Source organism: Aporhodopirellula rubra (assembly GCF_014192335.1).
Taxonomy (GTDB): domain Bacteria; phylum Planctomycetota; class Planctomycetia; order Pirellulales; family Pirellulaceae; genus Rhodopirellula; species Rhodopirellula rubra.
Genome location: NZ_JACHXU010000019.1, coordinates 57,396 through 80,552 on the forward strand (window position 1 = coordinate 57,396; position 23,157 = coordinate 80,552).

Sequence of the window (23,157 nt, forward strand, 5' to 3'; positions counted from 1 at the left end):
AACCGAGGAGAGAGCCATGGGACGTAAAAATAAGATGTGGTACCGAAAAGATCGAAAGGTCTGGATGGTGACTATCAATGGCAGACGCCACAATCTTGGATCGGATAAGCAACTGGCCGAGGACGAGTTCTATCGCCTCATGGCCGACAAAGATCCCAATACAAGCGACGAAGATTTGGTGGAAGACGTGATTTGCGACTTCATCTTGTGGTGTAAAGAGAACCGGGCGACCACCACTACCGCTCGATACAAAGAGCTCCTGGAAACCTTTACGGACAAGTACCCAACTGTTACGGTCGGTAAGATGACGCCGGCCTACGTCACGAAATGGATTCAGGACAGTACGACGTGGAATTCGACCACAAAGCGAAATGGAATGACGGCGATCAACCGTGTGTTCAATTGGGCCGTCGCCAACAGGGGATTGAAGCGAAACCCAGTCTCCGGGATGGAGAAGCCCAAAGCGCAGAGACGGACCAAGGTTGTCACTGACGACGACTTTGAGTGGTTGTTGGAACACGTCTCTCCAGCCTTCCGAGACCTGATGATCGTTTCGTGGGACTGTGGGTGCCGGCCTCAGGAAACGAAGCGTCTGGAAGCCAAACAAATCGATTTTGAACGGCAGCTAGCTTTGATCAAGGCGGAGGAAGGAGCAAAAGGGGGGAGGACTCGGCTTTTCTACATCCCCACAGAGCGGGCGATGGAAATCGTTCGGCGGCTAGCGGAGGAGAATCCCGAAGGACCGATCTTCCGAAATCGACTAGGGAATCCGTGGACAAAAGATGCGGTGAAATGCACGTTCCAGCGAATACGGCAAAAGCACGGAAAGGACTTCTTCCATTACGCCATGCGTCATTCTAACATCACAAAGAAACTGATTGCTGGTGTTGACAGTCACGTCGTGGCGAAACTAGCTGGACACACCAGCACGAGGCAATTGGACGACACCTACAGCCATGTTGCCCAGGATCACGAGTTCATGCTCAAACAAGCGAAGCGTGGAGCATAAAAAAAGACCCGCCACCTAAGCAGCGGATCTCAAATTCATAGCTCGATGTCTCGAAGTCTTTGGTTCCTACGCCTTTTAGTCTTCGGGGCATCGGACTTTTTTTCCGCCAAAAATTCCTGAATCTGCTCGTCGGTAATTCGTATCGCGCTGCCGATGCGGTAACACTGAAGGACACCCTGATTCACGAGTTTGTAGATAAGGCTAAGGCTGACGTTCAGCATGTCCGCCACTTGGCTCGGGCTGTGCATTTGCCTTCTCCTTGAATGCGAGCAGCTTCCTGATCATTGGCCAAGAAAGAAACTCTCGGGTAACGGACTTGTCAGCGAAGGAAACAACGGCTCCCTCAGCCGACTTACCCGAGAATGAACACTTTTGTTTTCCCATCGAATAGACAACGGCAATGGGCTTTTGAGTATCAGACATTGAGTAGTACCTCTTGTGCATGAGTAGCACAGACTGGTTGATCGACTCCGTTCACGTTTACAAAGTGCGTCGCTCTTTCTCCGCACTGACATAGTAAGCAATTTGGTCGTTCTTTCTTTCGAGTCTTTGCTTCTTCTATTTCCTTCTTTGCTTTCATGTAGCCTTCTCGGCTTGCCAGAGTTCCAACCAATCCTATGACTGCCAGTACCACAAGGGACATAAAGAAAAACACCTCCATGCCCATACTAGCGGCAGCCTCATTTTTGACGGCTTGCATCTGGGTTTCGGTAAGGTAGTAAACCACCACCTCGGTAGGCGGAGTAACTGGTGGACTAATCTGCATCTAGCTCATCCTCTAAAAGTAATTGAACACAATTTTCACACCAGTAAGAAACGCCCTCACTAGTCGTGTATTGGTAATCAGCCTGGCCGCCACATTTGCAGTAATCAACTTCCATAGCCTTTAGTTCGGTACGCATCTCTCAGCTTGTGTAAAAGTTCTTGCTCACTGAATGGTGGTTTGTTGCCTTCGTTCCAGTCACGCAAGATCGGCATTGCATCTTCGATAGAGAGAAACGAACCAACAAAGTCAGCTATCTTGCAGGCACAACGAAAGCAAGCGTTATGGCCACCTTGACCACTTACTGCGTGTTCTATCTGTCGCACGTAGTTCATGCAGCTTGCGACTGCCACGTCGTAGTTAAGACCTGTATTCATGATTGACTTCAGTTGTTTTCTTGGTTCTTCAAACCAGCGTGGATCAAACTGAGTCATCGCTTCCGTTGAATCCCAATCGTAGTACTCGCCTCTCATGTTTACCGATGGTGGAGCGACAATGTATCCGCCATCATTTCGAACATCTAAACCGTCTTTTTGGCTGTTCCTTCCTGGAGCGTGGTAGTGGTAGAAGTGATGCCCGTTTGGACTTGCCACTGCCAAACCGCTTGGTTCCGTTGTGAAGTAGTACTTTTCAATCGCTTCTTGGTTGTCGCAATCTACAACGGTGAGATTACTGATCTTGCCCGTAACAATGCCGATGTTGTTTCTCGTTTCTAAAAACCAGTACTTGAGTTCATCTTTCGTTGCTCGTTCTTCTTGAAGCCTTTTCCAAGACTCTAGCGGCATCTTCAATTCTGGTTTAAGTGGTAGCGCATTCCAGCCACGGTCAGCGTATTCAAGTGCGCTCTCGTATGTATTCATGACTGATCTATCACGCCGGTAAAATGCTTCTGAATCAAAAAGGGGGTAGCGATACCAAAACTATCGCTCCCTTGTTTGCTTACCTTCTCGAAAGTGCAATGGATGCTTGGTGAAAACATCGTTGCATCGCTCGTTGCATATCCGTGCAGTGTTCAAGAGGAATTTCACCGATTTGGTGAGTCTTCTTGCCATCTCTTCTGAGTAACTTCACTACGGTTGAATGATCTTTGCCTTTTGATTCAGAGATCATCTGACAAGTAATCGCTCCATAGCGTTCAGCGAACATCATTCGCTTTCGTTTTCCAAAATAGAGTTTCATCATGAATGAGGGTTAAGTAGCTACTTGGCCGAGGCCAGCATCTAGGTTTTGGCTAGATGTACGACTAACGACGACGTGCATTTGGTTCAACCGTAACGGTCATATCAATGAGCAACGCCTCTGTCGTCTGCTGAATTTTCAGCGTCATGTCTCCACCAGCTCCATCGAGTGTTTCAACAAAGCGTTGTGAGATTTCTTCAACGTCGATACCTGCGACAATATCCTTTGGTATCTCTCGGATAGACACAACGTCATTCGGAGTGATTTGACGAACGATAGCTCCGTCAACTGTCGCTGCGTCTAACAGTCGTTGTTGTGTTTGAGTTCTCATAGCTTCCACCCCCAGACGACACACGTGCCAAGAACGATGCATGGATCGATGGCGTGCATGAGACCGCTTTGGATAGCGTCTGCTGCATCGCTGATGTTCCTGCGGATGTTTCGACCGCTACGAATTGCCGAATCGACGGTGCTACCGATGGCTGATCGTTCAGACCAAGACTTAACCGTTTGCAAGTCCTCCTCGACCAAATCACCAGTGAGGATACGAACGTCACGTCCCAGGCCGACTTCCTCAAGTGCAGCGAGAATCTTTCGTCCCTTGCGTGGAATGTCAGAAACAGACTCTTTGTAACGCATTCGATAGTTGACCAAGCGGTGCGTATGCTTCACTCGATCAAACCTGTGGTTCATCACTCCGAGTTTCTTTTCTGTCTCGAAGAAGGTAGCGATTGCGTCATGCTCTCGTAGAGTTAGCGTTCCACAATCATTCGCTAGTAAAGTACGCTCCAACATCGAAGACCAAAGATCGGCATTCGCAACCAGGTCATCGACTCCTCGAATCGTTGGCAAATCAGGGGGCGGAATATCGACTTCAAGAACGGTAGATAACGTCTCGTTAATCTTCCGAGCTTTCGTCTCAAACATCGCATTGAAACGATGAGCCTTGCGATCACTCAACGGCACCTGCGGCAGTGCAGCACGAGTCATCACGGTGGTAGTGGGCTCTACAACTAACATCAGCTTTCTCCTAGAGAAGTTGGCCACCCCATGGGGTGTTGGTAAATTTCCAAGATTCGATCACAGAGTTTTGCAACACTCAGCTCACGCCCTTGGCCATCAAACAGCACAGACGCTCCGTGCAGCTTGTACAACGTGTTATCCGATGCATCCTTTCGTATCCAATCGATCTGCTTAACCGATGGAACACACCAAACGACAAAGCCGTCGTAGTCTCGGTATCGAACAACTTGTTTTCGTAATTGTTTTTGTGTTTCGTAACCGCGATCAAACTCGATGCTTAATCCGTCAATCTCTGCATCTGGCCGAAGAAAACCGTCGGTATTTCGTCCACGCTTCCACATCGTGAAGGGGATAGGCCAATCGATTAACTCTTCGCTGAGGAATACTTCGTGTTCGATCTTTGAAACTCGATGGGAACAGTACACTTTCGCCTCTCTACCCGAATCGTGCATCGCAACGGTACCAATGACACGAGGGGTACGACCTCTCTTGCGTTTCTTCAATCGAATAAGCCGTCGGTTCGCCGTCTGGTAGGACGGGAAGACGTTGAGCTTGACGAGTTGTCTTGTCGTGACTGGGGCGGTGTCGAAGATGTCGAATATTCTTCGATCTCGTTCGGTGGTGTTAACCATGTTTGACTCCTATAGGCTTCGAGTGCTTGATCGTTGGTAATCGTCGATTCAAAAAGGGGGACTCTGATAAAACGAACTTCGTTGTCGATTCGTACAAACGCTTCACCTACACCAAGCGACATAAGAATCTTGATCATGATTCCGAGTTGCTCTTGTGGCGCGTATCGTTCAAATCGTTGCTCTAAGAATATGTCGTCACCAATCGTGACGATGCGTTCGCTGATCTCTTTGACTAGGCTTGGATCGAACATCACACTTAGTAAGTCCTTCGCTGCTAACTCTGCCGAATCATGCGATCCTTGACCCATGAAAATGTGATCAGTGTTTTGCAGTATCGATTTGCTGACTTCACCGTCCATTAATCCCACTTAGCCTCTTGTGCAATGATGATCCAACGAACGCCAAACTTACGCAGTGTTCGTAGGTAGTTCGCTTCTTGTAACGTCAAACCGAGTGCCTGGCTTTCTTCAAGCACAATCGTTAAGTCTCTCTTTCCGCCTTGCATCTTGTATCTAACGACTTCCTTCAGTCGTAAGCTGATTGCTAATCGCATGTCAGTGCCGCTTGCGACACGTCCGCCTTCAAGCACGTAGCTGAATCCTTCGTCGATCAATTCGATGAATCTACTTTCACGGCTGGTACGAATGGCAATCGAAGGACTGCGTAACGGTTCAAGCAAACGATCCAGTGCACCGACAATGCGTTCACGGCTACTAGGATTACTCGGCAAATCAGACCAAAACAAACGTGCCTCTTTTCGATTGCATCCCATGATGAACTCGTTGAGCTTTTCTTGATTGTGGAAGATCGATAGTGCATCGTTGATCGTTACTTCTGTTTCTTGGCCGTAAACTAAGTTCGCCCAGTTGTTGAACGTGTGAGCGATGAGCGGTGAAGCGTCAGTATGGACAAGCCCACGTAAACGGATCAGCGTTTCGATTAATCCTTCGGAGTACCACCTCTCTTGAATCATCCGACCAGTGGCATTGTCGGCAATTGGCTTTAACAAAATCCCTAACTTCAGCAAGCGGGATGAATCGTCCAGGTTGTCCAGGCACACAGAACGGTTGGATTGAAGTGTCTGCTTGTAGATGTCCCACCCTGTCGCCCTCGACTGTTGATCGAACACGATTGTCTGTCCACTTATCAAGGCTTTCAGCAGGTTGCTCTTGCCTTTGCCAGTCGGTGCTACGATGCAGATATTGCCGTGAGACATTGAGTCCTACCTGTAAAACGATGAGAAGTGCGTAGATACCAAGGCCGATGAAAAACCATCGACGAAGTAAAGCGATCATGTCACCGACTCTTTGTGAGAGTGAACGTTGTTCAATTTGTTGGTTGACCCGAATCGGTGATTCATATTGGTCAACGAGATTACGCAAATCATTCATTGCGGATCTTGGGTAAGTGGGTTCAGAGTGAACCAAAGAGGCTCACAGACTAAGAAGCCTGTGGCGAAGAGAGATTAAAAACGCTAGTAGAATCGTGAGCATCCACTTAACACCCAGCCAAGGCTGAATTAGTAGAACGCTGTTGCTTGGGGAGCGTAAGACATTCCAGTGGTCACACAACTCTATCTAGCGTCCCCCTGACTTCTTACCACAGGCACCAGGGCTAGGCTGGAATGCCAAGCTCTAACTGCATGTGATACGTCGCTTCGGGGTAAGCCTCTCTGTTGCCAGAGTTGCCTGTGGTACTTGAAGCATAAGCAGGTGTCTGTGTGAAAAGCAAGTACCTAATTTCGATTTTTTTCGTGCAAATTAGCTCAGGGTGTAGCGAAAGCCTGTTGAAAAACCCCAGCTCAATAACTGAGCTGGGGACGTTCAGTACCTTCTTTTTGTTGGTTTTCGCAGGTGCATTTCCCGGACGCACTATTGCGACGTGAAAAAACTGTGGAGAGTTACGAACTCCGCCGCCACCTCGATTGGCGAACGCCGGAAACGTTCAGTCAGTACTTGAATAAACGCCTGGTACATATCGTATTGCGTCGATCCGCGATGCCTTTTAGGAGAAGCTGATCGCCACTGCGCAAGCACTTTCGGAACGTAACGCCATGGGATCACGGATGCTTCCGCGGCATGGACGATCAATGCTTCCGGTTCGCATACGCTGAAGACTCGTTTTTTCAGTGCGCGAATTTGATCTGCTTCGTCATCCGCCAATGATTTTAGCCGCTTTACAGCCGAATCAATTTCTTCGGCGTACCGAGAGTCAGCGTTCGGTGTGTGCCGTCGCCGTGAAACAACCTCGATCGCAAAAGAGAAGCACTTCGAGACTCGTGTGCGAGTTCCGCAGTACAATCCCATGGAAAACGATTTGTCGTGACTGTTTCGAATCCCGACGACTAGACTTTCTGTTTGCCCGACTTTGATATTTAGCTCGAGAATCGCGAACAATCGGTTGCCGGCTTTCGAAACCAAAAGTGTCTCGTTGGTTATTTTAATTCCGGATGTTTTTATCGAGGATTCAAGTGTCTGCAGAACGGAAAGGTGGGATACGGGATTCCATGTTTCTGAAGCAGCTTCGACAGGCAATGCGTTCAACGCACATCGCTTGATTTCAATTGCGGGTTGCATCTGGATGCTCCTGAGTAGTGAAAGTGAAAGAACTACTCGGAGGCTAGAAGTAAAACGCTTGACGCGCAACAATTTCGTTGTCTTTTTGCAATGGTGGCCGACGTCAGCGTCAAGTTGGGTTGACGAAGGTTTCGTTTGTGTCTGAATCGCTTTTAGGTTCGATCTCTTTGGTGTATCGTGCTATTGCATCTGATAAAGGACGTTATCCAATGTGTTTTTCCCTTCAAAGAAATGGACTTCCCAAAACCTGACCAAGCCATCGGTTTCTCTTCCCGTCAAGTGACGCCCTCGATCACCGACGGGGCGACCGTTCCCGCCTTGATTGAAAATGCGGGCCATGACACTAAACGAAGATATGTCGAGTTCTTTGCCGCCTCAGTTCGCAACAAGAATACGCGGCGGGCATACCTTCGTGCTATCGATCGGTTTTGCAGTTGGATGGAAGGTCGTGGGCTGACGAGGCTTGCCGATATTGAACCGACCATGATCGCTTTTTATGTCGAGGAGATGCAGGACGGTTACAGCAAGGCGTCGGTCAAGCAGAACCTTGCCGCGATCCGCATGATGTTTGACTACTTCGTGACCGGCGGGCTGATGCGGCACAACCCTTCACTGTCGGTCAAAGGACCGAAGCTCACGGTTGTAAAAGGAACGACGCCAGTTCTTCAGCCAGCCGATGCACGACTTCTACTTGACTCGATCAACACCGACACGGTCGGTGGCCTTCGTGATAAAGCTCTGATTTCGTTGATGCTATTCACGTTCGCTCGCATCGGAGCTGCGGTCGCGATGAACGTCGAAGACGTTTACCAGAACGGTCGCCGTTACTGGGTTCGCCTCAAAGAAAAAGGAGGACGCCAGCATGAAATGCCACTTCAGCACCACGCGGAAGAAGCCGTGATCGCATACTTGGACGGCGCCAACCTCTGGGGTCAGAACGGTACGCCGCTGTTCCGTTCACTTGATCGCAAACGCAACCTCTCCGAAAACCGGATGGCAGCGGAGTACTCGCGATGGATGGTGAAGCGACGATCCCGCAAAGCCGGTCTTGGTGACCTGTTCAACAACCACACGATGAGGGCCTCGGGCATCACCGCCTACATGATGGCTGGTGGCACACTGGAAAAGGCCCAGCAAATGGCCGCTCACGCATCGTCCAAGACGACGAATTTGTACAACCGAAGCAGCGATGCAGTGACGCTAGATGAGGTTGAACGAATTCTTATTTGACGATCAGTGCCGTTCATGGAACGGTTGCAGGGATCTGCTACGAATCTGAACCATTCCCCATTTGCTTCTCAATCGCGTTCGCCAAGGCAGCGAGGAACAGCGTCAGCGTCGTCAACCGCTGCTGTCCGTCGATGACAAGTAGCGGCTCTTGAACAGTTAGATTGGAATGCCCTTTTTGGATGTAGACAATCGAACCAACGAAGTGAGCATTGAGTTGAGCGTCATTACCTGTTCGGACGACGTCGTCCCATAATTGGCGACATTCTTTTTCTGTCCACGAATATGTTCGTTGATAGATCGGAATGACGAACTGCGGTGATTTTTTTAGAAACTCGATGAGTTTCGCTTCGGTAGCTTTCATGATGAGTATTAGGTTAGATAAACTTAATTGTTAATTGGCTTGCAATTTTGCAACTACTCCGGCCAATGGGAAGTGAATGTAGGTCGCGGCGATGATCTCGTCGGTCAGTTTTAATGAGTCGCCATAGGCGCGAAGTTGTCCGACATACTCACCAGCTTTCTTTTCACAACTGTCGCGTCGGATGGGCGCACTTTTATGATCGATCACGATAAGTTCGCCACTCGTCAACTGGAGTACTAAGTCGATTGCCCCATCCCACTGACCGCCATCTTCTCTTGGTCCGCTGACTGCAATTTCTGCGTGCCATGTCGCTCCTGGATAGGTCGCTTCGACCCAATCAATAAACCGATCACCGGAAGTGACTAGCACTGAGGCTGGAATGATGCCGGTTACGGAAAATGCGGACAAGCAACGCTCGGCAACGGCGGTCTTTTTCGATCCGCCCGCTTTCGCAAGTGACGGCAAAGCCGCCAAATAGCTGTGAACAGCATCGCCAATCATGGCAAATTGGGTTTCATCTACTTTGCCGGGGAAGAACGATTCGCCCGCAAGCGAAGTGCATTCAAACGAAAAAGTATCGTCGGTGCTTTTGACCGAACTGGGAGAATGAAACCGGTGAATCGGTGACGTTCCGTCGTCGTTTGGATTTCCTGCAAACCAAATCTGATGATCGTCGGTTTCGATTCGGCAATCGTCCAAGGCTTCATGCGATAGATGTCGAATCACAAGTGTTGTATCGACTTCTTCAATGCCGTGCTCGCCTTCACCCAATGAAGGATCAAGCAGATCACTTTCGTTGGATAGTTTTCCAAGCCACTTGCATTTTCCGTGACGGTGGGCAAAAACTAATTTCTGTTTCGCGCGGGTGCATCCAACGTAGAGTAATCGGAGGTTTTCATCGCTCTCGCGTACTCCTTGATCGACTCCTTCCGGTGTTGCAAGTGCTGCCGCCTCGAGCGTCTTATCCGCTTTTCTACCAGCAAAAGGGCCAGCGGTTTGACCGTATGGCCAAATCCATGATCGCAGTTCACGATTCAACAACGGGTCTTCATCGAAAGTAGCACTACGAACCACTGGCTTCCACATATCTGGATCTCTTGCTGAGTCCAGACCGCTGAGCACAACGACAGGCCATTCCAGACCTTTCGCACCGTGATAGGTCATCAGGGTGACTGCATCGTGCCCTTGAGACGTGAAACGCAAATCTGCTTCATCATCGGCGAGTTGTTCAAAATGCAAAATCAATCCGCTCAGTGTCGCACTGCCGTCGCCACTGAACGCTAATGCTTCGTAGTCACGAGCATGGCGTATCGCAGAATCGAGATTAGAGCATCGCCGGGCTGAGTCTCCCCATGCGTGAACATGTTTGGGTAACGCCAGTGCTTCGATCACTTGCTGTACCACCAATGATGGGGACAAACTTCTTTGGTCAATGGTTTCCAGTGGTGCAAGCGTTGGATCGGCTTCCCAAGGAAGCTGAAACACAGGTCTGCCGGTGTCGTCATCCAAGGGAGCCTCTGCAAGCCGCTTCAACCGATCAACGATCCATCCCGGCGTTGTTTCGGTGGCATCGCTCAATAAGTGCAGAACAGTTGCAGCGGCCAGAGAATCATTCCGATTGGCAACCAAGCGCATTCCCGCAAGCAGCAATTCGCCCTCGCGAGTCGAAAATAAGCCGGGGCTTTCAATCAAGTATGGAATACCAAGTTCATCAAAGGCCGTTGCAAGAGACTTCAGTTGGGCGTTTCCACGTTCCAGAACGGCAATGTCGCCAAAGGGAGTCCCCTCGGCGTGCAACTGAGCAATTCCGCAACCCAATGCACATGCCTCGTCAGGATTCTTCTTGGAATCGAAGAGCCAGCGTTCAACGCCTTTTGGCGAAGCCGGCTTCTGAGGAATCTGTGTTGGGTCTTCATCAAAGTGCGGTGAAAACAGCTTTCCGACTAATTGCACTAAACCTTTTTGACTGCGGTGATTATTTGGCAGAGTCGAGCGATCTTTTTCAGGAACACGATCCCAAACCTCACTGACCAGTCGAGGATCTGTATCGCGAAAACCGTAGATTGCTTGTCGTGAATCACCTACCCAACGGTTGCGAGGAACTAACGCTCGCAAACCCTGGAATATTGCAAGCTGTAGCGGATTCGTATCTTGGAACTCGTCCACCAATACGAGGTCGTAGTCCTTGGAGAGGCGGGTTGCCAGAGCTTCGTTGTTTAGTAGTTCAAGCAGTAACGTCTCCAAGTCCGTAAAATCGACCAGCCCTCGTTCAGCTTTGTAGGCAACGAACTGAGAGTCCAGTGCGATGGTTTCTTCTGAAAGTAAGCGTGCAAACTCCTTGATGTCAGCATGCAAATGCGGATTTCGACGAACCTCTCCTGCATGTAATCGTAAGGCGTCAAGGCACGTATTGGACTGCTTAGCTGCTTTGATTTTTGTGGCGTCAATGTAAGTCCCCCACTTTGACCCTTTGGCACTTCGCAACGCACGTAAATCTTGCTTCGCTTTAATCGTAGCCTTCGTTGTGTCAGTCGTAATCGCTTCGATGGCGGCTAACGCCTCGTCGGCCAGTTCAAAAAGCATGTTGCTTGGTGACTCGTCCGCCGACGGACCGTCTGGGGCCATGATTTCGCAAACGCGGTTGGCACTTGCTGTCACTTGTTCCTTGAACACTTGGTCGGAGATTCGATTTCCACGTTTCGCACCCAATAACCCGAGAATCCTTGCGGACAAATCAGTGACGCCCAACCTGTTGGCTGCTGATGAAAGTGCTTCCCAGCGATCGATAGGGATTCCGCCAAGCAAATCATCCAATACTCGATTGCCACCTTGTTCAAACACCTCTAAGCGAGGTGACAATCCCATCTCGATGGAATACCGGCGAATCAAATGATGAGCAACTCCATGCACGGTTCCTATCGCAGCTAACTCAAGACGGTCGGCGTGAGCATGACCGTTGCCTTCAAGCAACTTAGCCTGAACTCGTCCTTTCAGTTCAGCAGCAGCTTTCTTGGTAAACGTCGTTGCCAAAATACGTGCAGGATCGAGGCCATCAGCGACGGCTGTCGCGACAGTGTTGCAAAGATCGAATGTTTTGCCGGAGCCCGCACCGGCGCGGACGACTTCAAGAGTGTTTGTCATAGGAGTTGTCGTAGGCCGCATAAATGTTGGTAATCACAATACTTGCAGACCGACTGGCACTCGGTCGCTTTCAAGTTCGTTTCGAGCACAATCCGTGTTCCGTCCGGCCATTCTTCAAGCGTTTGAAGTGGTCTTGCCGGCACGAGTCCGCCATCGGTTAACCAGGACTCGGCTCCTGATATTGCTGATTCAAATTCGTTCCAGACTGCTTGAATACTCGGCCCTTCGACCACTGTTCGGTTGTCATCCCCATGAACGGGTCCACCAGTAGGTGTGTAGAACAAGCCGTCGGCCAATACCAAGTACGCCACCGCAGGGAATCGCCCCGCTTCTTTCGATCGACTGTACGCATACGTCGCAAGCTGAACCGCTTTCCCCTCGGCAATCCATTGCTCGTACTTTTTGCCGCCGTATTTGAAATCGACAATCGCTTCTTCTCCACTCTCACGTTCCGCGAGACAATCGATCGATCCAATGAACGGCTTTTCAAATGCTTCTCCCCGAACATCGACTTCTAATCCCTTGATTCGATAGCCGCCACTCTTCAATGTGCTGACCAATACTCGTGTCGCATGAGACAGCTCTTTGCGAAGTTGTTGTCGATCAAGATACTTGTCCGGTTGGGCAAAGGGGGCCGCGTCCAGTGGCAGACGCTCATCAAACACTTGCTCGACGCATGCGACAGCATCGTCAACCGACGTAAGCTCATCGCCGTCTCCAAATACATATTCGAGCACTTTGTGACAGAAGCTTCCCTTGAGCTGAAACTCGTTAGGCAATTGAGCGATCGAACTGGAATGCAGTTTTGCTTGATAGCTGAATACCCATTTCAATGGGCACGCCAAACGAGATTGGAGTTCAGTAGCGGAAACCGTTTCGCGGTCTTTCAACAGCTCCACCGGAATGTCCCAGACCGGACGAAGTCCTTGGGGAGCCTCTACCTGTTTGGATTCGATCGCAAACGTAAACGGCGTAAGCGATGAAACGTCGTTCGATTGAATAAGATTTTCGAGCACTGGTGGATTGTCGCGAGCGGTTTCCGATAACGCCGTCCGAATCGCCAGCCAAATAGGGTGCCAGCGTTTCTCAACATCCTGTGGAAGCAACACTGCGAGCAGTGCATCTTCCACAAAACATAATCCGCGAGCCTCAGCGGTACGCAGTGACGTTAAAGCATCCGTGCCATCATCAACCTGGATTCCTGAATCTCGCAGTCCATCCAGCTGGTCTGCCGACCAACGGCATGCACTCGCATCCCCTGTGCCAAGTCCAAGCCAGATTACTCGATGGCAAGCGTCCGTAATTTCAGCAAGCGAATGAACGTGAACGGGTCCGCCATTGGCCTGAATGCTGCCGACCGACTCAACACCGCTTGAGAGAGCCTCTTCAAGCAAGCGTGACAACTGAGGTTGCGACAACTCACTCCCTTGGCTTTCCACTAATTCACCCAATAAAGCCGCTTGGCCAGCCGCGACATGTAACGCATTGACAAGTAATTCTTGTGGCTCGTCTTGGTCTGCCATGAGCATTGCTCGGCCACTAGCCCACTTGGCCACCAACGCACAACGGTCGCGTACCGCACGCGCAGAAATCATGCTATCGCGTCTAACCCGGTCGCAAAATAACCATGCATCCAGTCGCTCACGAAGCTTACCCTCGGGGTCGTTTTCATCACTACAAAGGGAATGAAGCGTCTTTTCCCATGCTCCGCTTCCAAGACCTGGTTCTTCGGTCAATGCTTCTGCCAATGCAACAGCCGCTTTGCGAGGTATTGGGCAGATCGGTAACGTCAAAAAGTCCAGCAGAGATTGTGGATCAACTGGTTCCCAGCAAAGCGTCAAACAAAGTGGCAATACCTGTAACACTGGGTGAGCCGGTGAGCTGACAGATGCCCCCATCGTCGGCAATCCGTAGCGAGTTAGACAGCCATCCAATTGCATGGCGAGGCTGTCGTCTTCACAAACGACGATAGTACGACTCAACTCGGCTTTGTTTTCAGCCAACGTCGCGGCCACAAATTCAATTGCAGCAGACTGACTCAAAGTGTGAACGTACCGCAAACTGTCATCTAGCTCGATCGTCTCAATCGCTCCGCCCCGAACAATGGATTGAGCCTGATGTAGCGATCTCCCCTCGGAACAACTTAAATTGGCTTCGTCGATCGGCTGAGTCGTTAACCTCGATAGGACACGTTGCCATCGAACGGGCCAACGATCCGATGAATCAGCCAGAATGCAAGTATGCTCGGGAAGCGTTTGGCCGTCATCCAACGCATTCAAAACCGATTGCAATCTTTCAGAAACACTTGGAAAGACAAAACGATGGCCATCAGCAGCCGTTGCAAGGTCGCGCACCACGTCGGGCAACGTGTCGCTGTGCTCTTGGTCCCACCCGCTCAGTTGCAATTCGTCTCGCCGTGAAAGAAGTTCAGACGCGGTCGCCCAGCGATCCGTTTCCAAGCTAGGTGAAATTACTGAATCCGTAACAGTTTCCAATGCCGTCGCGTACTCGGTTACATGGCTCGCACGGTGAGCTTCCAATGTCGGCAAACCCAACTGCGTTTCCAGCCAGCGAAGCAAAGTTTCCGGTCCCCCACGAACCTCATTGATCGTGGTTCGAGCCAGTGCAGGACGCAGTGAGCCTGGAGTCAGCCGAATGTGTAGTCGCGTTTGTTGAATCATAATTATGTCTCAGTCAGATGCGTCTGCGCATCGAATCTCTTTAGCTCCAAACATAAGACTAGCGTGGCCGCACCGAGTCGCCACTAACAAGGTTTTCCCCGACGGCGATCGCGGGAAGCCCCGGGCCAACGACCTGCTCGCCAGCCTCTTCCTTCTTCGCAACTTTAAGGTTGAGCAAGAATAATTGCTCCAAAGGATCTGAGTTCGCAGGGAAACTGAAGGCCTTCTCTACTTCAGCATCAAGTCTTTCCTGACACTTTTTCAATGGGTTATCACCAGGAAGTTCGAGTGTGCGGTACAGTTCACGCAAGTCCCACTTGTTGTCCGTCATAATTGACGACCGACATTCTCGCAAAGCAACGGCTGCTTTCGCGACTGCTCGAATTGACGCAAGCGAAGGTTGTTGCGGCCATGCGAAAGAATCAAAAACGGTGTTCGATGTGTAGCGGAAATCGCTTTTAAGGGTAGAGCATCTCGAAAGAAACCAACGCCAATGAAGCGTTGACTGAAAAATACCAAACGAGTAGTCGTCTTCTACTGCAAAGACTTGCAGTGCATCGCTTGGGCGGATATCAGAACAGATGAAATCAAAAATTGGCCGTTTTGTTACTCTGGAGCAAACGATATACCTAGAGAGGCCGCCAATTTGAGAAAGCAGAGCTTTTCGGGCGTAGCTGAGCTGCCACCACTTATTCAAGAAATTTGCATGGTGCTTATTGATCCTAGCCGTCGGATCGCTTTCAAGAACTTCTGAATTTCGTTCACTTTCCTTGGCTGCTGCCTTTTCACGGTCCCCAAGTACTTTTGACTTGACTAACTCAAACGCTGCGGAGTACTTGGCAGCTGAATTTACGGGCTGCTGTTGAAAGTCAATGACGTGTCTTTGAGGGTGGGAAGGAAACGTGCTCAGTAAGTCGTCACCAGTCAGGTAAGGAAACAGAACATCGCGTAGAGTTGCATCCTTTGAAATTAGCGTTTCCGCTTCTTCATTGCTTAGCAGAAAACCCTCGTGACCAGGTGTTTGCCCCTGGTAGCAGACCTTTGAACGTGCATTCGTGGTTAGCTTTTTTGATTTGGAGACATCGAAATCTGATGACAGCGAAGACGGTATGACTTTAACGTTTTCGATCTTCCAAGGGGAATCTCTATCGTCCCCCATCTGTGTTCTTAAAGGACTCTCTTTCAAGCCCGATTTACCGCGAATCCAGTTTACGATTGAAACATGGACGACGGCATCACCTGACCACACTTGCGTGGCAACTGCATCGGTAATTGTCCCGTCGTTTTCCAGTATGTAGTCAAGCCCTGATTCGCGGGAGTAGGTTTGCCGCACCGTGTTGGTTCCAACCAGACCAGCTCTCTGTCCCTTTTCCAAGCAATCGTGTGATTTTCGGAACCAATAAACACAGAAATCCGCCAAGCCAGATATATCAGGAAATGCTTCACGGACTCGGTTTACATAAGCAAGGCCAAACTCCTCCTGCATTTTGTTTTTTGACTGAAAAGGAGGATTGCCAACGATGTAGTCGGCTTTTGGCCAATCAACGAATAGAGCGTCATCGCAGACGATTGACTCATCCAAGTTGTCAAGTGGAAGTGGCCTCTCGAATTCAAATGGAAGCTCGCCACTTCGGTCGAACCAACTGCCTTCGACCTCAGCAAGCGCAATGCGTTTCCCGAGCATTAGCGTGACTTTTGCGAGCTCAACTGCGAATTCATCTATATCGATCCCGAAGAATTGGGTGGTGCTAACCAGTGATGCGGTTCCGACAGCTTTTTTGGCTCGCTCGCCAAACTTCTCATGGATCTTGGCCAATATCTCCATTTCTAAGTTCATTAGTTCACGATACGCGACGTAAAGAAAATTGCCGCTCCCGCACGCAGGATCAAGCACTCTGACCTTAAGAAGCTTCTCTGCCAAACTGGTCAATTCCTTCAATGTGTTCGCTTTTTCAATTCTTGCTCGCCAAGGCTTCACAATTGTGGGCAGAATCACCTTTTGAATATCAGCCTCATTTGTAAAGTGAGCACCCATCGCATGACGTTTATCAGCGTTCATGCTGCTCTGAAACAGAGTTCCAAAAATCGGTGGGTCGACCTTGTCCCATTTCTCTCTTGCGGCATCATAAAGCAACTTCGTTTCGGTTTCTGACAGCTCGACGGGCTCAATCACATCGAAAAGCCCACCATTAAAGTACTCGACACCTTGAAACCGACCGCCGCGAGCAGGGCTAGGACTATTCATCTGCGTGAATAGAGAACCAATGAGGTCGTACGTGTTTCCTTTTTGCTCGACACATTCCTTCAATAGTTTTGTAAACAGCGCATCAGGAAGCAGTTTGCAGTCTTCCGCAAACATTGCGACGACGCACTGCAAGATAAATTTCTGTGCTCTTTTTGGATTCTCTCCACGAGACACCATCTCGTTAAACACGTGCGCAACTTTGTCTGCGGCCTCTCGAGTTACCTTTACACGGTTGTTCTCAAAAAGTGGCTCTTGTTCAATCGGACGCATGAAGTTGAAAGCTTGTGCGCGATCAACCAATTCGTGGATAGAAATCCTGTCAACAGGATCATGAAGCTGAGTGTTAAAATCGTAAATCCAAAACTCGTCGAAGTTGCAAAGTACAACATAACGAGGCCTGTCTGGGACCATGTTGGTCCAATACTCGAATGCCTGTTGGTAATGACGCTGTAGCTTTTCACCGCGACTCTTCATCTCCATGAGCATTCTCGGTCGCCAAGACAGATCAGCAAAGCCAGTTCCACGGCCTTTTCGTTTCACCCTGTCTTCCAAGATTGCACCGGCTTCTTTGTACCCAGCGTGCCCAAACGCTTGAAACAACCGGTCACAAAAGACTTGTGCTTCGCCTTTTTCATCCCCTTTGAGAGTGCCGACATAGGAGACAAATGTTTGGATCGATTCTGGTGTCATCGCGAGAAGAATATCACATTAAGGGTTAGATGCAAAACAAGGAGAAGCACCGACAATAGACTTAAGATTGGTTGAATCTGACTTTCAGTCGAACAGCGTGGGCGAGTTGTCGGGTGCCGCACTGCGTTTCTTTTTTGCCTTTTGAACCCCTACGGGTCGAACGATTGCAGCAACGCAGTACTCACCGTTCGGTCCACGCTGGTTTCGATCGGTTGGCAGCGGAATCGCCATCACGTTGTAGGTGCCGGATGCTGGCCCAAAATCGAGATGACATTCGCCGTCAAAGCAAGATGCGGTAGATGATGCCTCAAAAATCGGACCATCGTTCTTGATTGATTTTTCAGGCGGGATGAAGTGTCCCAGTGAATCGAAGGTTGTACTTCGGATCACGTAGTCGATCCGCAATTGCAAAGCATCGCGGACTTGGTCTTCGTGACTGATACCAAACAGATTGGCTTGGTCTTCGTTATCAACGACGCCTTTTTGGACTGGCTTTAACTTCCAGGTAAAGAAAACGGCAGCGATCGGTTCTGTTGAGAGTTCAGCGAATCGACGTAGGGTTGCCTCTCGCGATCCATGATAGGTGTCGGCTAACGCAACAAGCCCCGATGCATTGGATACCTGATTCGCATCTTCCGAAAACCATGGCTGTGGAAACAACAGCTCAGCTGCACCGATGTCACAGAGCATTTCAAGATATTGGTCAGGATCATTTCGATCCCGAAAGCGAGCATCTGTTCGACACCATGATTTCTGTTCGTATTCAGGAAAGAAGGTGTGGCTGATCTCGTGTGCAACGCTGAACCGTTTTCGTGTCTCCGGTCGATCGGGGTGAACCCGCATTTCAACGCCACCTTCGCTGCGAGGCGCAAGTTCGGCGTCGGGACTTTGAATCGGTAGGTCCCCGCTCACATGAATGCCCTGCAGGCTAGTGAGAATGTTGACATCGATCGGCATTTCCGGACGACCAAACATGGCTTCGCACGTTTGAATCAATGTCCTCGCTTTTAAGCGAATTGCCTCTTCCGCAGAGCTTGCCCCTGTTGATCGAACTAACTCGTCAATAAACGTTTGTGTTGTCGATTGCCCCGAACTCATTTTGTTGGCTTCCGTGAATTGCTGGCCATCAATAGATAAAGCTGGTGCCACTCGTCGGGCGTTTGAGGCTGACCGCCTCGAAAACGCGTCTTTGCAAGGTCTTGCAGATCAGACTCGGAAAGCTCGGTGCCCTGGCTTTTCAGTCGGTCGCGAAACGCGACAAGCGACGAAGGAATCTCACGCGGGCCGTCAGTTGTCTGGATCGATGGCAGGCTAAGAAGGTCTGCAAGTGTCCTGGAAAGGGCGGCGGCAATCTGCATTAGCACCACCGCAGAGGGTTTCTTGCTTCCCTCTGTGTCTCGTTCAAGCTCCCATAGGTATGCCTTGGAGATTTTCGCTTGTTTAGCGACTTGATCCAACGACAAACCCTTCTCCTCGCGGTACTTACGCAAGTTCTCTGCGAGCGGGATTTTTGGAGTTTCGTCGGGTTTTGGGGCGTCTTCCATGTCAAAAGTGTACCAGTTACATGGGGTCGAAGCAAGACGCGGCGTTCGTTATAGTTGACAGCCTGCGAGCGAACGGGTATGTTCGTTATAGACATACGGCGAGCGTCGGTAAACCTGATAAACGCCACCACTTTTACTTCCTTACACCAGGAAAACAGATGACGAAAAAAGACTATCACGTTGTGCCCAACGGAGACGAATGGGCGGTCAAACGCGAGGGCGGCGAACGGGCTTCATCGGTCCATGGCACCCAGCGTGAAGCAATTGATGCTGGTCGCGACCTAGCTAAGAAGAACGAAACGGAACTCGTGATTCACCGACCCAACGGACAGATCCGTGACTCGGATAGCTATGGGAACGATCCGCATCCTCCCAAAGACACTAAGCACTAAACCCATGTCAGTGTCTTACATTCCTGAATGGACCAAGCTCTGCCTCTGGGGCAGAGCGGCGGGGCGATGCCAATACGAAGGCTGCAATGAAGTTCTGCACCGTGACAAGGTGACCAAGGCGGAGTTCAACCAAGCCTATGTCGCTCATATTATCGCGGACAAGCCCGCAGGTCCGCGTGGCGATTCCGTTCTTTCAGAGAAGCTGAAAAAAGATCTCTCGAATTTAATGCTGCTCTGTGACGTGCATCACCGACTCGTTGACAAGATCGATGTCGATGGGCATCCGGTTGCTCGCCTTCAGCAGATGAAGAGCGACCACGAACGTCGAATCGAAACCGTGACAAATATCGACACCGACCGACAGTCACATGTCCTGTTTTACGGTGCCAGAATTGGCGAGCATGGCACACCACTAACTCTTGCAAACGCGAAATTGGCGATGATACCGACGCGGTATCCAGCCAGTCACGAACCGATTTCGCTAGGGTTGAAAGACAGCACGTTTGGAGACCATGAGCCTGAGTATTGGTCGATTGAATCCCGGCACTTGCGACGGCAATTCGCCTCCCGTGTGACACCGCGACTGAACGAGGATATTCAGCATCTTTCGGTCTTTGGCCTTGCTCCAATGCCTTTACTGATTGAATTGGGGCGACTGATCTCCGACATACACGCTGTCGATGTCTATCAATTGCACCGCGAGCCAGCAGGTTGGGCATGGCAAGACCCACCAACAGATTTCCAGTTCAATCAATCTTGCATTGGACCAACCGATGCCAAAGATGTTGCTCTCAACTTGTCGCTGAGTGCGAGTGTTGCGAATGATCGAATCCACAATGCAATTGGTAACGATTGCTGCATTTGGACGATCTCTGCACCTCAGCCGGGCAACGATTTCTTGCAAAGCAATTTGCACCTACAGCGATTTCGCGAAGTGATGCGAAAAACGTTAGACGCGATCAAGCTTCAGCACGGAGAGGACGCACGGCTTTCACTTTTCCCTGCGGTTCCTGTATCAGCGGCAATCGAGATTGGCCGCGTTTGGATGCCGAAAGCTGACCTTCCATTATCCGTCTACGACCAAAACCGAGCGACCGGTGGGTTCTCGCCTGCCCTAACTATTTCCCAACAACACTCATGAATTCAACCATGATCGATAACCGAATCCTGATCGTCAATTCGATCCTGCAAGACATTGCCAAAGAACTCGATATTCCGCCGAGCAAATATAAGCAGGCGGTCGAGAGATACACCTCTGTTGGAAAGTGGCTCGAATCGGGCGTTTACCCCGATTCAACTGGCACGCCAGTGATCTATCCCCAAGGATCATTCAGGCTAGGAACCGTCGTGCGACCGATTCACAATGGTGTCGAATCGGACTATGACATTGACTTGTCATGTGAACTCCTCATCCCGAAACAACAGACAAGCCCCGAGCAAATTCGCCACTATGTTGGTGATCGACTCAAAGAACACGGGACGTATGAGCGATTGCTCGACGACGAAGGGCGGCGATGCTGGACGCTGCTGTACGCGGAACAAGACGGTGCGGGTTTCCACTTAGACGTGCTGCCTTGCGTTCCTGATCCAATGACGTTTGCGGGTGTGGACCAATCAATGAGCCTGAAATCGGTCGCCCTAACCGATCGCAGCAAATCTGGGGCGTCGTATGAATGGGGCTTTACAAACCCCGCTGGTTACGCGGACTGGTTTGCCGAATGTCAACGCCAAATCTTTAACCGCACGGCTTCACTCCGCAAGAGTCAGATTTTCCGCGAGCACGGCGAGGTGTTTGCAAGTGTCGATGAAGTTCCCGACCAATTGGTGCGAACGCCACTCCAACGAATGGTCCAGATTTTGAAACGACATCGAGATATCCGTTTCGCTGGACAGACTAATAGCGACGAACGTCCTATTTCAGTCATCATCACGACTCTGGCGGCGATTGCGTATCAACAGGAACCCGATGTCTATTCCGCACTGGCGAACTTTTTGGATCGGGTCACACGGTATCAAGAAACCGGAATGATTCGATGTGAAGACGATAAGTGGGTTATCGCCAACCCCGTAAATCCCAACGAGAATTTTGCGGATCGTTGGAATGAACCAGACAGCGGACGACCGGATGCATTCTTCCAATGGGTGAATTGGCTACAAGAAGACATCGACGAATTGTTGAATGCCGCAACACCAAAAGAGCTTGAACGAGCTTTGCAAGCTTCATTCGGCGAATCAATCGGAAAGAGAGTGGCATCTGAGCATGAAGGGCGGGTTCCCGCGGGACAAAGAACGCCGGTTTCTGCGTTTGGCCGAGTGGCCAAGCAGTTGTTGCGTTTCGATGTCGCTCACAGGGAACCACCACGGTGGCACATGCAACCGACAACACGCCAAGCACGCATCAAGGCTCGATTCACCCGAAAGGGATTTCGCCCGACTGCTTTCCGAAGCAACTCACCCGCAATTCCTAAGTACGCCGATTTAGTTTTTGAAATCGAAACAGACGTACCGAAGCCTTACACGGTCTATTGGCAAGTGGTTAACACTGGTGCCGAAGCGGCAAACGAGAGCAACTTACGTGGCGACTTTTACGATGGTGGGCAGTCTGGGAAAATCCGAAGAGAAAGCACGAAGTATCGTGGAATGCACTGGGTGGAAGCGTTTGTCGTCAAGAACGACACCTGCGTTGCACGAAGTGGTGAGTTCGTAGTCAACATTCAGTGAATGCAGAGAACGCAATGCTGGCGGAAACCAGCCAAGACGGTTCGCCCCAAAGAAGAGGACTTCATGGGGCCATCGATTTCAATCTCTGGTCAATGACATAAAATTCACCAGCAAGCAAATTTGATTGATAGAATGACGTGACGGTACTTTCACAAGATTTCTTTGAGCGGCAAAAAGAGTGATTCAACAATGACTGGAGGAAACATCGAACCCGACGACAGCTTACTTCTCAGTGATGACGAGATAGACCGATTCGTCGCCGACAATCCCGAGCTGTGTCAGCAGGTTTCCGTGCAGCTTGACGCCTTCCATCGGCAAATGGAACTTCTGCTTCAGGAAAGCGAGACCGAAGGACAATCTCAAGGTTCAGAATGAAAAAGGCACCGCACTTCGGAAAGTGGATGCCTTGGTTTGGCGGGAGTGCGGAGACTCATACCGGTTCGCTCGTTTCGATGAGACATTGTCGGTAGATGCAGTCACAAGTCGCGATTGCAATTGCTCGCGATAGGTGTTCGTCTGGCTGCATGGTGAGTGCACCGCTACACGAACCGATGGTTGGATGCGGTGGGAAACCGCCTCCATCGAGCCAGTTTTTGAGGGCTTCGGCATAGTCGAACGCTTCGGACCATTGTTTGGTCGCGTAAGCCGTGAGCATGCTGTCCCACGCTGAGTTTGGGTCCATCATTCGTCTCCATAGTTTTCAACGAGGTATCGCTCGGTTGTAAACGGGAAGTAGTACGTCACGCAGCCGTCGCCAAAGGCGTCAGGCTCAACGTCGTAGCTTTCACCACACTCGGTACATTTCACGGCCATCGAGCAATCATCAGCGTCGATAATTTCGAGCTGACCTTCACACTCGTAGCATTTGCCATCGTTCGGATCGACCAACATGGCATTCCTCCGCAAAGAAAGAACGAAACCGCCATAGGCGGTCGACTGTCCAGCGTGGACAGAAGCGGAAGTAGAATGC

General features: G+C 50.3%; 22 protein-coding genes. 5 read left to right on the forward strand and 17 right to left on the reverse strand.

Translation table 11 applies throughout. The features are described 5' to 3' along the window. Positions 1-16 precede the first annotated feature (16 nt). Entirely contained in the window at positions 17-1,009 is a 993-nt protein-coding gene (locus FHS27_RS22225; RefSeq protein WP_184307137.1) for a tyrosine-type recombinase/integrase, read from the forward strand. Positions 1,010-1,044: 35 nt separating this feature from the next. Here FHS27_RS22225 and FHS27_RS31700 read toward each other — a convergent pair whose 3' ends face one another. The 8 genes from FHS27_RS31700 to FHS27_RS22265 all read right to left on the reverse strand — a co-directional run bounded on the left by FHS27_RS31700 (position 1,045) and on the right by FHS27_RS22265 (position 5,822). Then, positions 1,045-1,257: a helix-turn-helix domain-containing protein gene (locus FHS27_RS31700; protein ID WP_184307139.1), complete on the reverse strand. Its 213-nt coding sequence runs from the start codon at positions 1,255-1,257 to the stop codon at positions 1,045-1,047. Beyond that, complete coding sequence (locus FHS27_RS22235) at positions 1,211-1,432, reverse strand: hypothetical protein (RefSeq protein WP_184307321.1); 222 nt, start codon at positions 1,430-1,432, stop codon at positions 1,211-1,213. The genes FHS27_RS31700 and FHS27_RS22235 overlap by 47 nt, the downstream gene beginning before the upstream one ends. Continuing rightward, positions 1,425-1,775: a hypothetical protein gene (locus FHS27_RS22240; protein WP_184307141.1), complete on the reverse strand. Its 351-nt coding sequence runs from the start codon at positions 1,773-1,775 to the stop codon at positions 1,425-1,427. Before FHS27_RS22240 ends, FHS27_RS22235 begins: the two co-directional genes overlap by 8 nt. A gap of 104 nt (positions 1,776-1,879) precedes the next feature. Next, positions 1,880-2,632 carry a bifunctional DNA primase/polymerase gene (locus FHS27_RS22245; protein ID WP_184307143.1) on the reverse strand — a complete coding sequence of 251 codons (753 nt, stop codon included), beginning with the start codon at positions 2,630-2,632 and terminating at the stop codon, positions 1,880-1,882. Positions 2,633-3,015: 383 nt separating this feature from the next. Further along, on the reverse strand, positions 3,016-3,282 hold the full coding sequence (locus FHS27_RS22250) for a hypothetical protein (RefSeq protein WP_184307146.1): 267 nt from the start codon (positions 3,280-3,282) through the stop codon (positions 3,016-3,018). After that, positions 3,279-3,971 (reverse strand): hypothetical protein, encoded by a 693-nt coding sequence (locus tag FHS27_RS22255; protein ID WP_184307148.1) that lies wholly within the window; start codon positions 3,969-3,971, stop codon positions 3,279-3,281. The genes FHS27_RS22250 and FHS27_RS22255 overlap by 4 nt, the downstream gene beginning before the upstream one ends. Then, entirely contained in the window at positions 3,971-4,606 is a 636-nt protein-coding gene (locus FHS27_RS22260; protein ID WP_184307149.1) for a hypothetical protein, read from the reverse strand. Before FHS27_RS22260 ends, FHS27_RS22255 begins: the two co-directional genes overlap by 1 nt. A 358-nt stretch (positions 4,607-4,964) precedes the next feature. Further along, positions 4,965-5,822 (reverse strand): hypothetical protein, encoded by an 858-nt coding sequence (locus FHS27_RS22265; protein WP_184307151.1) that lies wholly within the window; start codon positions 5,820-5,822, stop codon positions 4,965-4,967. A 1,591-nt stretch (positions 5,823-7,413) separates the two neighbouring features. On the opposite strand from FHS27_RS22265, the gene FHS27_RS22270 reads away from it, so the two are divergent. Beyond that, on the forward strand, positions 7,414-8,412 hold the full coding sequence (locus tag FHS27_RS22270) for a tyrosine-type recombinase/integrase (RefSeq protein WP_184307153.1): 999 nt from the start codon (positions 7,414-7,416) through the stop codon (positions 8,410-8,412). Positions 8,413-8,449: 37 nt separating this feature from the next. Here the strand turns inward: FHS27_RS22270 and FHS27_RS22275 are convergent, their stop codons facing one another. The 6 genes from FHS27_RS22275 to FHS27_RS22300 all read right to left on the reverse strand — a co-directional run bounded on the left by FHS27_RS22275 (position 8,450) and on the right by FHS27_RS22300 (position 19,074). Continuing rightward, a complete protein-coding gene (locus FHS27_RS22275; RefSeq protein ID WP_184307155.1) occupies positions 8,450-8,773 on the reverse strand; it encodes a DUF262 domain-containing protein in 324 nt (107 codons plus the stop codon). Positions 8,774-8,803: 30 nt separating this feature from the next. Further along, a complete protein-coding gene (locus tag FHS27_RS22280; RefSeq protein WP_184307157.1) occupies positions 8,804-11,914 on the reverse strand; it encodes a UvrD-helicase domain-containing protein in 3,111 nt (1,036 codons plus the stop codon). Next, on the reverse strand, positions 11,911-14,595 hold the full coding sequence (locus tag FHS27_RS22285; RefSeq protein ID WP_184307159.1) for a PD-(D/E)XK nuclease family protein: 2,685 nt from the start codon (positions 14,593-14,595) through the stop codon (positions 11,911-11,913). The genes FHS27_RS22280 and FHS27_RS22285 overlap by 4 nt, the downstream gene beginning before the upstream one ends. A 58-nt stretch (positions 14,596-14,653) precedes the next feature. Further along, the gene (locus FHS27_RS22290) at positions 14,654-17,530 is read right to left on the reverse strand and encodes a DNA methyltransferase (RefSeq protein ID WP_184307161.1); all 2,877 of its coding nucleotides are present in this window, start codon (positions 17,528-17,530) and stop codon (positions 14,654-14,656) included. Between the two features lie 84 nt (positions 17,531-17,614). After that, complete coding sequence (locus tag FHS27_RS22295; protein WP_184307163.1) at positions 17,615-18,505, reverse strand: ImmA/IrrE family metallo-endopeptidase; 891 nt, start codon at positions 18,503-18,505, stop codon at positions 17,615-17,617. 119 nt (positions 18,506-18,624) lie between these two features. Next, positions 18,625-19,074 (reverse strand): helix-turn-helix domain-containing protein, encoded by a 450-nt coding sequence (locus FHS27_RS22300; protein WP_221225306.1) that lies wholly within the window; start codon positions 19,072-19,074, stop codon positions 18,625-18,627. A gap of 158 nt (positions 19,075-19,232) precedes the next feature. Here FHS27_RS22300 and FHS27_RS22305 point away from each other — a divergent pair, with 158 nt between their 5' ends. The 3 genes from FHS27_RS22305 to FHS27_RS22315 are packed head-to-tail and all read left to right on the forward strand — an operon-like array spanning position 19,233 to position 22,187. Then, positions 19,233-19,466 (forward strand): DUF2188 domain-containing protein, encoded by a 234-nt coding sequence (locus FHS27_RS22305; protein WP_184307165.1) that lies wholly within the window; start codon positions 19,233-19,235, stop codon positions 19,464-19,466. A 4-nt stretch (positions 19,467-19,470) separates the two neighbouring features. Next, entirely contained in the window at positions 19,471-20,607 is a 1,137-nt protein-coding gene (locus FHS27_RS22310) for an SAVED domain-containing protein (protein ID WP_184307168.1), read from the forward strand. Then, positions 20,604-22,187 carry a nucleotidyltransferase gene (locus tag FHS27_RS22315; protein WP_184307170.1) on the forward strand — a complete coding sequence of 528 codons (1,584 nt, stop codon included), beginning with the start codon at positions 20,604-20,606 and terminating at the stop codon, positions 22,185-22,187. Before FHS27_RS22310 ends, FHS27_RS22315 begins: the two co-directional genes overlap by 4 nt. 222 nt (positions 22,188-22,409) lie before the next feature. On the opposite strand, the gene FHS27_RS22320 is transcribed toward FHS27_RS22315, so the two are convergent. From FHS27_RS22320 to FHS27_RS22330, 3 genes are all read right to left on the reverse strand, one after another. Continuing rightward, on the reverse strand, positions 22,410-22,550 hold the full coding sequence (locus FHS27_RS22320; RefSeq protein ID WP_184307172.1) for a hypothetical protein: 141 nt from the start codon (positions 22,548-22,550) through the stop codon (positions 22,410-22,412). 67 nt (positions 22,551-22,617) lie between these two features. Continuing rightward, complete coding sequence (locus tag FHS27_RS22325; protein ID WP_184307174.1) at positions 22,618-22,869, reverse strand: hypothetical protein; 252 nt, start codon at positions 22,867-22,869, stop codon at positions 22,618-22,620. Beyond that, positions 22,869-23,078: a hypothetical protein gene (locus tag FHS27_RS22330; protein ID WP_184307176.1), complete on the reverse strand. Its 210-nt coding sequence runs from the start codon at positions 23,076-23,078 to the stop codon at positions 22,869-22,871. Before FHS27_RS22330 ends, FHS27_RS22325 begins: the two co-directional genes overlap by 1 nt. Between the last annotated feature and the right edge of the window lie 79 nt (positions 23,079-23,157).